The organism is Arthrobacter sp. D1-29 (genome assembly GCF_054130585.1).
On sequence record NZ_CP096383.1, the window covers coordinates 3,018,038 to 3,031,992 of the forward strand.

13 protein-coding genes are annotated in these 13,955 nt (G+C 63.9%); 3 read left to right on the forward strand and 10 right to left on the reverse strand.

Annotation, left to right across the window (positions count from 1 at the left end):
• The first annotated feature begins 69 nt into the window (after positions 1-69).
• Positions 70-756, forward strand: coding sequence for a hypothetical protein (locus M1E17_RS13575; RefSeq protein ID WP_457962549.1), 687 nt, complete (start codon positions 70-72; stop codon positions 754-756).
• On the opposite strand, the gene M1E17_RS13580 is transcribed toward M1E17_RS13575, so the two are convergent.
• The 9 genes from M1E17_RS13580 to pdxT all read right to left on the reverse strand — a co-directional run bounded on the left by M1E17_RS13580 (position 637) and on the right by pdxT (position 10,546).
• The gene (locus tag M1E17_RS13580) at positions 637-3,030 is read right to left on the reverse strand and encodes a RelA/SpoT family protein (RefSeq protein WP_457962550.1); all 2,394 of its coding nucleotides are present in this window, start codon (positions 3,028-3,030) and stop codon (positions 637-639) included. The genes M1E17_RS13575 and M1E17_RS13580 overlap by 120 nt on opposite strands.
• 138 nt (positions 3,031-3,168) lie before the next feature.
• Complete coding sequence (gene secF, locus M1E17_RS13585; RefSeq protein WP_457962551.1) at positions 3,169-4,188, reverse strand: protein translocase subunit SecF; 1,020 nt, start codon at positions 4,186-4,188, stop codon at positions 3,169-3,171.
• Positions 4,188-5,945 (reverse strand): protein translocase subunit SecD, encoded by a 1,758-nt coding sequence (secD, locus tag M1E17_RS13590; RefSeq protein WP_457962552.1) that lies wholly within the window; start codon positions 5,943-5,945, stop codon positions 4,188-4,190. The genes secF and secD overlap by 1 nt, the downstream gene beginning before the upstream one ends.
• Positions 5,946-6,060: 115 nt before the next feature.
• Positions 6,061-6,456, reverse strand: coding sequence for a preprotein translocase subunit YajC (gene yajC, locus M1E17_RS13595; protein WP_457962553.1), 396 nt, complete (start codon positions 6,454-6,456; stop codon positions 6,061-6,063).
• Positions 6,457-6,645: 189 nt separating this feature from the next.
• Entirely contained in the window at positions 6,646-7,734 is a 1,089-nt protein-coding gene (gene ruvB / locus M1E17_RS13600) for a Holliday junction branch migration DNA helicase RuvB (protein WP_457962555.1), read from the reverse strand.
• A complete protein-coding gene (ruvA, locus tag M1E17_RS13605; protein ID WP_457962556.1) occupies positions 7,727-8,371 on the reverse strand; it encodes a Holliday junction branch migration protein RuvA in 645 nt (214 codons plus the stop codon). The genes ruvB and ruvA overlap by 8 nt, the downstream gene beginning before the upstream one ends.
• Positions 8,372-8,462: 91 nt before the next feature.
• Positions 8,463-9,041, reverse strand: a complete 579-nt coding sequence (gene ruvC, locus M1E17_RS13610; RefSeq protein ID WP_457962557.1) for a crossover junction endodeoxyribonuclease RuvC — start codon at positions 9,039-9,041, stop codon at positions 8,463-8,465.
• Between the two features lie 35 nt (positions 9,042-9,076).
• Positions 9,077-9,832 (reverse strand): YebC/PmpR family DNA-binding transcriptional regulator, encoded by a 756-nt coding sequence (locus M1E17_RS13615; protein WP_267275291.1) that lies wholly within the window; start codon positions 9,830-9,832, stop codon positions 9,077-9,079.
• A gap of 3 nt (positions 9,833-9,835) precedes the next feature.
• Positions 9,836-10,546 carry a pyridoxal 5'-phosphate synthase glutaminase subunit PdxT gene (gene pdxT, locus M1E17_RS13620; RefSeq protein WP_457962558.1) on the reverse strand — a complete coding sequence of 237 codons (711 nt, stop codon included), beginning with the start codon at positions 10,544-10,546 and terminating at the stop codon, positions 9,836-9,838.
• A 90-nt stretch (positions 10,547-10,636) separates the two neighbouring features.
• Between pdxT and M1E17_RS13625 the strand changes: the two genes are divergently transcribed.
• Both M1E17_RS13625 and M1E17_RS13630 read left to right on the forward strand, forming a co-directional pair.
• The gene (locus tag M1E17_RS13625; RefSeq protein WP_457962559.1) at positions 10,637-11,929 is read left to right on the forward strand and encodes a MurT ligase domain-containing protein; all 1,293 of its coding nucleotides are present in this window, start codon (positions 10,637-10,639) and stop codon (positions 11,927-11,929) included.
• Positions 11,926-12,681 carry a type 1 glutamine amidotransferase gene (locus M1E17_RS13630; RefSeq protein WP_457962561.1) on the forward strand — a complete coding sequence of 252 codons (756 nt, stop codon included), beginning with the start codon at positions 11,926-11,928 and terminating at the stop codon, positions 12,679-12,681. The genes M1E17_RS13625 and M1E17_RS13630 overlap by 4 nt, the downstream gene beginning before the upstream one ends.
• Before the next feature lie 13 nt (positions 12,682-12,694).
• On the opposite strand, the gene M1E17_RS13635 is transcribed toward M1E17_RS13630, so the two are convergent.
• On the reverse strand, positions 12,695-13,936 hold the full coding sequence (locus M1E17_RS13635) for a CapA family protein (RefSeq protein WP_457962562.1): 1,242 nt from the start codon (positions 13,934-13,936) through the stop codon (positions 12,695-12,697).
• Positions 13,937-13,955: the final 19 nt, after the last annotated feature.

Here is a 13,955-nt window from a genome sequence, read left to right on the forward strand (position 1 = left end):
CGGCGCCGGTTATCCACATAACCGGCGCCGGACCTGTCTCGTTGGGGGCAACCACGGCAAAATAGCTGAATGGCAGCAGCGTCCCCACCCGAATACCCTGACCTCTATTCGCCGGGGCGGCCTTTTAGCTGGCCGGAACTCCAATCGCTTGCTGCGGACGGCGTGCTGGCCAGGTTCCACCAGCAGGGGTATTCACTTCCGGACGTTCACACTTCACCCCAGCTGCGCGCCAGGGCAGCGGCCAACTACGTGCCGGCAGCCATCAGGCAGCGGGTGGTTGCCGGGCGGATGACTGCTGCCTGGATCTACGGCTGTGCGGCGGAGCCGGACCGGCTGGCACTCCTGGTGGACGCGAAACGCCGGGTCTCCAGCCTGCGGAACACCCGCGGATGCACGCTCCACGAAGTCAGGCTCGGCCCGTTCGACGTCGTCAGTCTCGGTGGTCTGATGGTCTCCAGTCCCCTGCGGACAGCCCTGGACATTGCCCTGCATGTGGAACCCCAGCGGGCAATCCCGGCTTTGGAGGGGCTGCTTGCCCGGCCCGAAAAGGACGTGAGGCTGCGCCTCCTGATCCTGGCCATTGAATCGACGCCAAGGGTGCCCCATAAGAAGGCCGCGCTGGAAAAGCTTGCCCTGCTAGCTCCGGCGCTTGTTGCCTGTGGTCCTGTAAACGTCAAAGACGCCGTCGATCCGCCGGACAGCGCTGAGGACGTGGCTCAGGTACTTGGGGTCGCCCATCTCGAACGCGAACTTTGAGATTGCCACCCGGTCCGTGGAGGTATGCACGCTGGCGGCGAGGATGTTCACATGGTTGTCAGAGAGGACCCGGGTCACATCGGACAGCAGCGACTTACGGTCCAGGGCTTCAACCTGGATCTCCACCAGGAAAACACTGGACTGCGTGGGGGCCCAGTCCACATCAACAATCCTGTCCGGCTGGTCCTTAAGGTCCGAGATGTTGGTGCAGTCCGTACGGTGCACTGAAACACCGGAGCCCCGGGTAACAAACCCGAGGATCGGATCGGGCGGAACCGGGGTGCAGCAGCGGGCCAGCTTCACCCAGACGTCCCCCACGCCGCGGACCACCACGCCGGAATCCGAGAACCGGGCCTTGGTGACCTGCGTGGGGATACTGACTTCGGTGATGTCTTCGTCGGTGCTCTCGTTGCCGCCAAGGCTTTCGACGAGCTTTTCCATCACGGACTGGGCTGACGTGTGTCCGTCACCCACGCCGGCGTACAGGCCAGAGATGTCCACGTATTTGAAGTCAGCGGCCACTGCCGCCAGGGCTTCATGTGTCATCAGGCGCTGGAGGGGAAGGTTCTGTTTCCGCATGGCCCGCGTCAACAGTTCCTTGCCACGGTCAATCGCCTCTTCGCGGCGTTCCTTGCTGAACCACTGACGGATCTTGTTCCGGGCCCTGGCGCTCTTAACGAAGTGCTGCCAGTCCTGGCTGGGGCCGGCTCCTTCTGCTTTCGACGTGAAGATTTCTACCCAGTCGCCATGGTTGAGCTCGCTGTTCAGCGGAACCAGCTTGCCGTTCACCCTGGCGCCGATGGTGCGGTGCCCCACTTCGGTATGCACGGCGTAGGCAAAGTCCACCGGGGTGGATCCGGCAGGCAGGGCCATGACCTCGCCCTTTGGGGTAAAGACAAACACCTCCCGGGCATTGATCTCAAAGCGCAGGGAGTCCAGGAATTCGCCGGGATCGGAGGTTTCCTGCTGCCAGTCCACCAGGGACCTGAGCCAGCCCATGTCGCCGTCGCGTGGGCTGCCCGGTCCGGTGGCCGTCCGGTTTGGCTGGTCCTTGTACTTCCAGTGTGCCGCCACGCCGTACTCTGCGCGCCGGTGCATTTCGTGAGTCCGGATCTGGATCTCCACAGGCTTTCCGCCCGGGCCGATCACGGTGGTGTGGAGGGACTGGTACATGTTGAACTTGGGCATCGCGATGTAGTCCTTGAACCGTCCGGGCAGCGGATTCCAGCGCGAATGCATGGTGCCCAGCGCGGCATAACAGTCCCGGACCGAATCCACCAGCACCCGGACACCCATGAGGTCGTTGATGTCGTCGAAGTCCTTGTCCCGCACGATCATCTTCTGGTAAATCGAGTAATAGTGCTTGGGCCTGCCGGTAATGGTGGACTTGATCCGCGCGGTCCTGAGGTCCTCGGTGATCTGGTCCCGGATGACCCCCAGGCTCTTCTCCCGCTCCGGGGTGCGGTCCCCCACCATCCGGACGATTTCCTCATAGACCTTGGGATAGAGGGCCGCGAAGGACAGGTCCTCCAACTCCCACTTGATGGTGTTCATCCCGAGGCGGTGGGCCAGGGGTGCGAAGATCTCCAGGGTTTCGCGCGCCTTGCGGGCGGAGGATTCGGCCGAGACGAAACGCCAGGTACGGGCATTGTGCAGCCTGTCCGCCAGCTTGATCATTAGGACGCGGATGTCCTTGGCCATGGCCACGACCATCTTGCGCACTGTCTCTGACTGGGCAGCTTCACCGAAACTGACTTTGTCCAGCTTTGTCACGCCGTCCACCAGCATGGCGACTTCCGGCCCGAAGTCCCGCTTCAGGTCCGCCAGCGTGTACGGGGTGTCCTCCACCGTGTCATGGAGGAGTGCGGCGGCGAGGGTAGTGCCGCTCAGCCCGAGTTCAGCCAGAATGGTCGCAACAGCCACGGGGTGGGTGATGTAGGGGTCGCCGCTCTTGCGTTTCTGGCCGCGGTGGCTGCGCTCGGCGACGTCGAAGGCGCGCTGGATGAGGTCAAAGTCTTCTTTGGGGTTGTTCGCCCGGACGGTCCGCAGCAGCGGCTCAAGGATGGGTGAATAATTGACCGCACTGCGCCCTGTGAGGCGTGCGAGCCGGGAGCGGGTCCGTTCCCGGCGGCCGGGAAAGGTGGCACGCGAACCGGAATTGTCCACGGGAATCACCGGGCCGGGGCGGCCGGAAGCGGCCAGCCCGGTCTGCGGTCCGGAGCCTGGACTGTTATCCCCGTTTGCCGTTGGCGCCGACGCCGAACGTTCTTCCAATGAAGCACCCCTCACAACCCGTTTAATTACTTCAGTCTATTCCTCCGTCAGTACACATTTGTAACCGGCACTTAAATGCGAACGGGCCGGAATGCATCGGTAGTCCGATACATTCCGGCCCGCTCCTGCAGGTTTCGCTCAGGCTTGGGCGGGCGCTGCCGGAGCAGCTGCCCGTGACGCCGTCTCTGCCCGGCGGTGCTCCACGCGTTTGGCCTGCTTCACCAGTTCTGGTTCGTTCTGGCGCAACCAGGCGTACATCGGTGCGGCGATGAAGATGGTGGCGGCCGTTCCGATCAGGATCCCGACGAACAGCGCCAGCGAAAGGTCGCGAAGGGTGCCCGCCCCCAGCAGCCCGGCACCAATGAAGAGGATGGCACCAACGGGCAGGATGGCAACCATCATGGTGTTGATGGAGCGCACCAAGGTCTGGTTCACGGCGAGGTTGACCTCTTCACCAAAGGTACGGCGGGTTGAGGCATCAATGTCGGCCGTGTTCTCACGGATCTTATCGAACACCACCACCGTGTCATACAGCGAGTAGCTGAGCACAGTCAGGAAGCCGATGATGGCTGACGGTGTCACTTCAAAGTCACTGAGTGCGTAAACTCCGGCGGTAATGAACATGGTCACCGCCATGCCCGCAATCGCGGAGAGCGACATTTTCCAGGTCCTGAAGTACAGCGCCATCAGCACGGCCGCCAAGACCACAAAGATCACAAGCCCCAGCAGGGCCTGTTTGGTGACGTCAGCTCCCCACGTCGGTCCCACAAAGGTGGATGTCACCTCGTTGTCGGTCACGCCATAGGCGGCGGTGAGGCCCTCTTTGATCTTGAGGGTCTCTTCATCCGTGAGCTTGTCAGTCTGGATGCGCATGGTGGTGCCGGCCACGTTGGCCACCCGGGGAATGCTGCCGGCCACAACGTCCTGGACCGCTTTTTCGCCGGCGGCAGCGTCGGTGGTCTTGACATTCGAGACGGTGAACTCGGAACCGCCACGGAACTCGATCCCCAGATTGAACCCGCCCTTGGCGACCGGGATCAGGATGGACAGGGCAACGGCAACCGCCGCGATGAGGAACCAGATTTTCTTGGCACCCACGAAGTCGTAGGAGCGCTTGCCGGTGTAGAGCTCGTTACCGAAATTGGCAAAGCTGGACATTACTTGTTCTCCTTGGCTGCGCTCTTGGAGGAGCCAGCGAGCTGCTCCTGCTTTTCAGCTAGGCGGCGTTCCGCGATGGTCATCCTGCGTTCTGCCTCCGCTGCTGCTCCGCTGTTCTTGGCACGGACCACCGAGGGCTTGGCCTCGGGGGTGCGCAGGCGCCCGGCTCCACGGTAAAGCGGAACTGCGCCAAGGCGCTTCGGGTCAAGGCCGGAGAAACGGTGGCCCTCGCCGAAGAATTTGGTGCGTGCCAGCAACCGCAGCGTGGGGTGGGTGAACATAAACACCACGATGAGGTCGGCGATGGCCGTGAGCCCGAGGGTGAAAGCGAAGCCGCGGACGTTGCCAACAGCCACGAAGTACAGCACCAGGGCAGCCAGCAGGTTCACGGCCTTCGAGGCCAGCACAGTGCGTTTGGCCCGCTTCCAGCCATTCTCGACTGCGGAAACCAGGCCGCGGCCCTCGCGAAGCTCATCACGGATTCGTTCGAAGTAAACAATGAAGGAGTCAGCGGTCTGGCCAATGGCCACGATGATGCCGGCGACGCCTGCCAGGGAGAGCCGATAGTTCTCGGTCCAGCCCAGGATTGCGATAGCGAGGTACGTCAGCACACCGGCTACCGCCAGGGAGGCAATGGTGACAAAGCCCAGCGCACGGTACTGGAACAGCGAGTACACCACCACCAGGAGCAGGCCGATCACACCGGCGAGGAGTCCCATACGGAGCTGTTCGCCACCGAGGGTTGCGGAAATCTGCTGCTCGCTCTGAATTTCGAAACTGATGGGAAGCGCGCCAAAGCGGAGCTGGTCGGACAGTGCCTTCGCTGTCTGCTCGGTGAATCCGCCGGTGATCTGCGGCCGCCCGTCGGTGATGACGGCAAGGGCGCGGGGAGCAGAGATGACCTGGTCATCCAGGACAATGGCGAACTGGGCCTTGGGGTCGGTTCCGGCGTCACCGCCGGCAGCGACGTAGAACTGGTTCAGGCGCTCTGTGACCTCTTTGAACTTCGCGGTGCCTTCATCGTTGAACTGGATGTTGACGGCCCATTCGTTCGTGACAGCACCCTGCGCGCCCTGCTGAAGCTGGAACGAGGACGTCACGATGTTGGTGCCCTTAACCTCGACGGGACCGAGGATGTACTTGACCGCGGGCGACGACGCCGTGGCGGGCTCACATGTCACCAGAGGCTTGGTGGGGTCTGAACGTTCCTGCCGGTCCTGGGACGGGTTGTCACAGTCAAGGCTCTCGAACTGGCGGTAGAGCTCAGGGGTGATCCAGTTGATGTCGCTGCTGTTGGCAGGCTCGGCCGTGGGCTTGGGCAGCTGCTCCTCAGGCGTCTGCGACTCAGCGGGAACAGCGGCGCCCGGTCCATTCAGCAGGACGGGGCGGAAGTTCATGTCCGCCGACGCCTGGATCAGGGCCCGGGTCTGGGATGACGGGGTGCCCGGAAGGCTGACCACAACGTTCCGGCCCGACTGGGTGCTGATTTCCGCCTCAGCCACACCGGAACCATCAACGCGCTGGCGAATGATGGACACCGCCTGGTTGAGCTGCTCCTCATTAATGTCCGAATTGCCCTCAACCTTGGGCGCCAGGATCATCTGCGTGCCGCCTTCAAGGTCCAGCGCCAGCTTGGGAGCCCAGCTTGCCTGCCCGGACATGGTGCCGCCGGCCAGCACTGCGGTCAGCACGGCGATAATTACGCCGAGCCAGACCAGCACCCTGAGCGCTGAGTTTTTGGGGCCAGTTCGTGCCATTGTCGATCTTTCTCTTATTGACGGAGGAACCGCCGGTGCGAGCCTTTGCTCTCACCGGCGGAAGATCCCCCAGCCGTAGACGCGTGGTAGCGAGGGTTGCCTTGCGGCAGCCTGACTAGCTGTCCTTTTTACCTTCGTCGTTGAGGCGCTTGAGGGTCTCGTCCGGCGTCTCGGCAGCAGGTGCGGTCGGCCCTGTTTCCTCAGCAGTCAGGGACGAAGCATCATTGGGGACGACAGACGGCTCATCCTCGGTAACGACGGCCGGCTCAACAATCTTGGTGACGGCCTGGCGGTGAACGGTGGCAAGGTTGCCGGGTGAAAGCTCCAGGACGACCTTGTTCTCTTCATCGTCCATCGAGACGATGCGGCCAAAGAGACCGAAGCTCGTCATGACCTCAACGCCAGGGGCGAACTGGGACTGCAGCGTTGCCTGCTGCTCCTTGGTCTTCTTGTTGCGGCGGAACATCATAAAGACAAAGATTCCGAGCATGGCGAACAAGACGATGTTCATTGGATCCACAGGGAAGTTTCCGTTCTGTACTGGCGTATTTTTGGTGTAGGCAGCGTCCGCTTTGAACCGTGTGGCCTGGCGGAAAACTGTGTGCCGTCCACCGGCGGCTGGTAATGCCGCCTGCGGGAACAAAGACCCGAAGGTGCCGGGCGTCATACCAGTCTAAAGGGAAAACCTGAAAGGACGGTGCTATTGGCCGTTCGGAGCCCAATCGGCCGCAGATTCTTCATCGTCAGGACCGGTCTCGAACAGATCCAGGGGCTCCTGCCCAAACACCCCGGCCGGGACGGCAAAACCAAGGTGCGTCCACGCGGGGGCCATGGCGATACGGCCACGCGGAGTTCGTCCCAGCAGCCCTTCCCGGACCAGGAACGGCTCAGCTACCGTTTCGACGGTCTCTGTCTCCTCCCCCACGGCGATGGCCAGGGTGGACAGACCCACGGGCCCGCCGCCGAATTTGGTGATAAGCGCTTCCAGGACGGCACGGTCCAGCCGGTCCAGGCCCTTCTTGTCCACTTCATACATGTCCAGCGCGGCGGAGGCAGCGCGGGCATCGATCTGCTCAATTCCATGCACCAGGGCCCAGTCGCGCACACGGCGGAGCAGGCGGTTGGCTATACGGGGTGTGCCACGGGACCGTCCTGCGATTTCGCTGAACCCGGCAGAGTTGACCTTGAGGTCCAGCAGGCCGGCGGACCGTCTCAGGACCAGTTCCAGCTCGGCCACGGAGTAGAACTCCAGGTGCCCGGTGAACCCGAACCTGTCACGCAGCGGGCCAGGCAGGAGTCCGGCCCGCGTGGTGGCGCCCACCAGGGTGAACGGCGGCAGCTCAAGCGGAATGGCGGTGGCACCGGCGCCCTTCCCCACCACGATGTCCACCCGGAAGTCCTCCATGGCCATGTAGAGCATTTCTTCGGCCGGCCGGGACATGCGGTGGATTTCGTCGAGGAACAGAACCTCGCCCTCGGAGAGCGAGGAAAGAATGGCGGCCAGGTCCCCCGCGTGCTGGATGGCGGGACCGCTGCTGATGCGCAGGGGCGCGTTCATCTCGGCGGCCACGATCATGGCCAAGGTGGTCTTACCCAGCCCCGGCGGGCCGGAGAAGAGCACGTGGTCGGCGCTCCGGCCGCGCATCCTTGAGGCCTGCAGGACCAGCGAAAGCTGCTTGCGGACCCTGTGCTGGCCGACAAAATCATCCAGGTTCTTGGGCCGAAGCGCAGCCTCGATGGCGCGGTCCTCAGGCTCTTCCACCGCGGCCACCACCGAAGGCTCAGCCACGGCTGCCTACCCGGTTGCCGGCCCGGGCGCCGTCCTGGCCAAGCCAGCGAAGGGTGGTGCGGAGAATTTCTGCCACATTGCCGCGGAAGGAAACCTCGGGCTCATCCGCCAGTGCCTTCTCGATACTCGCCGCGGCGTCCTTTTCGGACCAGCCCAGGCTGGTCATGGCTGCGACAACCTGCGGCTTCCAGGCGGCTTCAGCGGGGGTGGCCGCGGCCTGGGCGCCCGCGGTGCCGTGCGGCACCAGCTTTCCGGCGAGCTCAAGGACGATCCTGCCAGCCACCTTGGGGCCGATCCCGGGCACCTTTGTGAAGGTCTTGCTGTCCCCTGTGTGGGCAGCCACCCGGATGGCTTCGGGTTCGTGGACCGCCAGCACCGCCAGGGCCAGGCGCGGGCCAACCCCGCTGACACTGAGCAGGACATCGAAAACTTCACGTTCGTCGTCGGACGCGAACCCGAAAAGTGTCAGGGAATCCTCGCGCACTATAAGCGAGGTGAACAGTTTTCCTTCTTCGCCCGTGCGGAGCCGGCTGAGGGTCTGCGGGGTGGCGTTCACGCTCATTCCCGCCCCGTTAAGGTCAATCACGGCCGTGGAAAGACCTACGTGCGCTACTGTTCCGCGAAGGAAACTGATCAAGGCCGGGCTCCTGGTGTACCGCCGGTGTTAATGGGTGTGAAACCGGCTATCCGAACATATCTACGAATACCCTAGCAAGGCACCCGGACAATCAGCGTGCGCGGCGCGCCTTCGCCTCCGCGTCAGCCCAGGCCCGCTGGGCGGGTGTCAGGGAGGAACTGCCGGGACCGGTGGTGGCCACAGCGGCGCCGCTGCCCGCACGCCAGGCGTGGGTGATGGCAAGGGCCAGGGCGTCGGCGGCGTCGGCAGGGCGCGGCGGCGCGTCGAGCCGAAGGATCTTGGTGACCAGCTTGGTGACGGCGTCCTTATTGGACGTGCCGCTGCCGGTGACTGCAGCCTTGACTTCCGACGGCGTGTGCAGCGCCACCGGGATCCCGCGCCGGGCCGCGGCGGCGATCACCACTCCCGATGCCTGGGCCACCCCCATCACCGTGCTGACGTTGAGCTGCGAAAAAACGCGCTCAACGGCCAGGACGTGGGGTTCGTATCTGTCCAGCCAGTCATCAATGGCCAGGGCGATGACCAACAGCCGCTGGTCGAGGGTCTCTCCCGGGGAGGTGCCCACCACCCCGACGGCCACCATGGTGGCCCGCCTGTTCCGTTCGACGTCGACGACGCCGATGCCGCAGCGGGTGAGCCCGGGGTCAACCCCCAGGACGCGCAGCGTCACGGCCCGGAAACAGTGCTAGTCCGCAAGGCGGAAAATCACTCGGCTTCCAGGGCGGCCTGGACTTCGTCGCTGAGGTCGGCGTTGCTGTAGACGTTCTGGACGTCGTCGAGCTCTTCCAGGGCATCCACCAGCTTCATGAACTTCTTGGCGGCGTCGAGGTCCAGCGGCACCTGCATGGAGGGGACGAACTCGGCCTCATCGGTGTCGTATTCGATCCCGGCTTCCTTGAGGGCTTCGCGGATGGCCTGCAGGTCGGTGGGCTCCGAGTGGATTTCGAAGCTGTCGCCGTTGTCCTTGACTTCCTCGGCGCCGGCATCCAGGACCGCCATCAGGACGTCGTCCTCGGTCAGGTCCTTTTTGGGCAGGGACACAACGCCTTTGCGGCTGAAGAGGTAGCTGACGGAACCGGGATCGGCGATGGTGCCACCGTTGCGGGAGATGGCCAGGCGCACTTCTGAGGCGGCACGGTTCTTGTTGTCCGTGAGGCACTCGATGAGCAGGGCAGAACCCTGCGGCCCGCGGCATTCGTACATGATCTCGGTGTAGTCCACCACTTCACCGGTCAGGCCGGCGCCGCGCTTGATGGCACGGTCGATGTTGTCTGCTGGGACGGAGGTCTTCTTGGCCTTGGTGACGGCAAGTTCCAGGCTGGGGTTGCCGGCCAGGTCCGGTCCGCCCATGCGGGCGGCAACTTCGATGTTCTTGATCAGTTTGGCGAACGACTTGGCGCGGCGGCTATCGAGGATGGCCTTCTTGTGCTTGGTCGTCGCCCATTTGGAGTGGCCTGACATGCTTTACGCTTCTCCTCTGATCATTCGAATAAAAAGTTCGTGTACGCGTTTTTCCCCAGTCACTTCCGGGTGGAAGGAGGTGGCCAGCAGTTGGCCTGAGCGCACGGCAACAATTCTAGCCGTCCCGGGCAGGGGCGCGGCGTGGGACGCGTGCTCGGGGTCGGCAGGTTCTACCTGGGCAAGGACCTCCACGTCCGGGCCCACCCGCTCCACCCAGGGGCCGCGGATGAAGACAGCGTGGACGGGCGGGGTGCCGGCGCCGGTGGCACTGAAGTCCAGCCCTTTAAAGTCAAGGTCGGTCTCGAACGACTCCCGCTGGCGCCCGAAGGCGTTGCGGCGCACGGTGATGTCCAGGCCGCCGAAGGTCTGCTGGGGTTCGCCGGCAAGGTCGGTGGCGGGGTCCGCGATGTGGTCCGCCAGCAGGATCATGCCGGCGCAGGAACCGTAGACCGGCAGGCCGTCCTTGATCCGGGCCCGCAGCGGCTCCGCCAGATCAAAGGCACGAGCCAGTTTATCGATCGCCGTGGATTCGCCGCCGGGAATGATCAGACCGTCCAGGCCCTCGAGTTCGGAAGCACGACGGATTCCGACGCCGGCAGCACCGGCGGCCTCTACCGCGCGCAGGTGTTCGCGGAAGTCGCCCTGAAGAGCCAGGACGCCGATCCGCAGGCCTGAGCCCACGCGTGCAGGAGCAGCCGAAAGGGGGTTTGTCATCCCTTCAGCATAATGCGGATGGCGGCCCCATGTTCCGCCCAGACCGTCCGGGGCCAGGTTCCATGCCGCTGCTGGGATATATTACAGAGCATGCTTTACATCAGTATTCCGCTCGGCAAGCTGGTCCGTCGGGTATCCCGGCTCAGGGGCGGAGGTTCCGCCCTGCCCGGCCTGGTGGTCGAAAAAATCGATCCGGGCTTTATGCAGCGGACGCTCTCAACCCTCCCTCACGGTGTGGCTGTGGTCAGCGGAACCAACGGTAAGACCACCACCACCAAGATGGTGGTGGAACTCCTGGAAAGCCAGGGCCTGAAGGTCTTCACCAACCGCACCGGAAGCAACTTCACCCGTGGTGTGGCTGCGGCCCTGCTGGGAGAGGTGGACTGGCGTGGACGGCTCAAGGCCGACGTCGCTGTCCTGGAACTGGACGAAGCCCACGCCGTGCACTTTGTGAACAGCGTTCCGCCGCGCTACAGCCTTCTGCTGAATGTGCTGCGTGACCAGCTTGACCGGTTCGGTGAGATCGACAAGACAGCCCAGCTCCTGCAGCATGTCGCCGCCAACACCACCGGAACAGTGGTGCTGAACCGTGAAGACCCGAGGGTGGCACGCATAGCGGATACGCTCACCGGCCAGGAGGTCCGTTACTTCGGCCTGGACGACTCCCTGCTCAGCACTTTTCCCAACGACGACGACATGCGGGCTGCGCCCGGAAGCCCCGCGCCCGCGCCGCTGCCTGACAAGCCGCCGGCCGACGTCGTGCTCCGCCGGGTGGGCCCGGACAGCGCCGATTTTGAGTACGACGGCGTCACAGTCAGCACCGCAATGCGGCTCCGCGGGGTCTATAACATCTTCAATGCCGCGGCCGCACTGGCCCTGGCCCGCAGCATCTGCGGAAGCGGCGCCGCCACTGCTGACCACAACACGCTGCTGACCGCGCTGTCGCAGGTGGAACCGGCATTTGGCCGGGGCGAAAGCCTCACCGTTGACGGGCAGCCGCTGGATCTGGTCCTGGTCAAGAACCCCAGCGGATTCCGCCTTGGCCTGAAATCGTTCCCGGCAGGCGGCTACGCCACCATGATCGCCATTAACGACAACTATGCCGACGGCAGGGACATGTCCTGGCTGTGGGATGTGGAGTTCGAATCACTGCGCGACGGCGGCGTGGACCAGCTGACCGGATCCCGCGCCTATGACATGGCGTTGCGGCTGCAGTATGACGAAGTGCCGATCGGCGCCGTGGAGCCGGACATCGCACCTGCACTGGCGGACTTCATCCGGGACGCGAAGGACAGGCCAAAAAGGATATTCTGCACTTATACGGCAATGCTGGCCATCCGCCGCGAGCTGTCCAAAATCACCACAGTGGAGGTTGTCTCATGACTTCCGGACCCGATGGATCACAACAGGCAGGCAGCAAAGGCACTATCCGGGTTGTACTGCTGTACCCGCGTGACATGAACATTTACGGCGACTGGGGCAACGCCCTGGTTCTCCGCCAGCGCATCAGCTGGCACGGGTACACCCCCGAATTGGTGGAATACAACGTCGGGGACGAATTTCCGGATGACGTGGACATCATCGTGGGCGGCGGCGGCCAGGACAGCGGCCAGCTGGTCATCCAGGACGACCTGCAGTCCCGGGCCGGTGTCCTGACGGAACTGGCCGAGGACGGTGCACCCATGCTGGTCATCTGCGGGCTGTACCAGCTTTTCGGGCGCTTCTTCAAGACGCGCACCGGGGCAGTGATTCCGGGGATCGGGGTTCTGGACGTGGAAACGCATGGCACCGATGAACGGCTTATCGGCAACGTCAAAGTCTCCACCAGTGAGTTCGGCGAAGTGCTCGGGTACGAGAACCACAGCGGCCAGACCACCCTGGGCCCGGGCGTTCGTCCGCTGGGCACCGTGCCCAAGGGAATGGGAAACAACAGCAGCGACGGCCACGAAGGCGCCCGCTACCGCAACATTGTGGCAAGCTACCTGCACGGCTCCCTCTTGCCCAAGAACCCTGCGATCGCCGATTTCCTGATCAGGACGGCCGCCGAACGCAAGTACGGCACTTTCATCCCGGGCAACCCGGATGACCGCTACTCGGTGCTGGCCCGTGAGCACGCTGCCCGCCGGCCCCGCTGAGGCAGCCGTTGCCTTAGCGCTCCTGCGTGATGAGGAGTTCGTGTGCACCGGCAGCGGCAGCGCCCATGGAGTTCACTACGGTGGCGGTCCGCTGCCTGGTGGCTGCATCTGCTTCCGGTGACGCACACGTGCCCTGCGGCGCGTCGGAGGCTACCGGGCACCAGCGGTAGGGGTCCCGGACAATCACTGACGGCACCCAGGCCAGGTCTGCGGGCGACCATTTACCCGATTCGTCCTGGCTGAATTGTGCCCGAACCAGGAGCCCTTCGTTGTTGACCACGTACCAGGGCGAGAGTTCTGTCACGCCGTTGCCCAGGCCGTACACAATCCAGGTGCCTTTGTAATTCTCGATGGGCAGCACGGAATGTGTGTGGTGCCCGTAGATCATGGTGAACTGTCCGCTGTCCACCAGCGCATGGGCAACTTCCTGTTGCTGGGCATTCGCTTCACTGGCGTACTCATCACCGGCGTGCATGGCTCCAAGCACAATGTCCGCGCCCATTGCCCTCGCCTTTTGGGCCTTGGCGATCATGGTTGGTGCATCAAGCATGTCCACCTGCCAGGCGTAATCCGGGTACTGGCCGTTGAGCCCGTACGTCGCCTCGATGATGGCGATCTTCGCGGCCTGGGTCTGCATGATCAGGATTCCCTGGGACTCCGCTTCGGTGCGGTAGGAACCGGTGTGCTTCAAACCCGCAGCGTCCAGGGCATCAAGGGTGCGGAGCAGGCCGTCCGTGCCCCTGTCGATCGTGTGGTTGCTGGCCGTGGTGCAGGCCTGGTACCCGACAGCTTTGGCGGCGGTGATGATCTGGGGTGGAACGTTGAAGGACGGGTAGGCGGAGAATGGCCCCTCCGGGCCGGCCACGGGTGTCTCCTGGTGGCAGATGGCGAGGTCGCTGGCCTGGATGTACCTGCGCTGACCCTCCAGCAGCGGAACGAAGTCCAGGCCGGGCTTCCCTGCCGCCGCCGCATCCGCAGTGGCCTGCTGCCAAAGCTGGGTGTGCACCAGCATGTCGCCTGTGACCAGTATCGATGTGCACCGGATCGTGGGGCAGGGCGGCCCTTCGCCCGGGGTGGGAGTAGGGGTTGGCGTCGGTGACGGCGTGGGGCTTGCCTCGACCGGAACCGGGCCCGCTGACGTTGAGGGAGTGTTTTGCTCTGCCACCAGGCCGCAGCCTGCCAGCAACACCGTAAACACAGCAGCAAAAACCGCGGTGCGAACGCGGACAGCACCAGTGGCAAGCAAGTTCCCCATACGCCACATTCTAGATTCC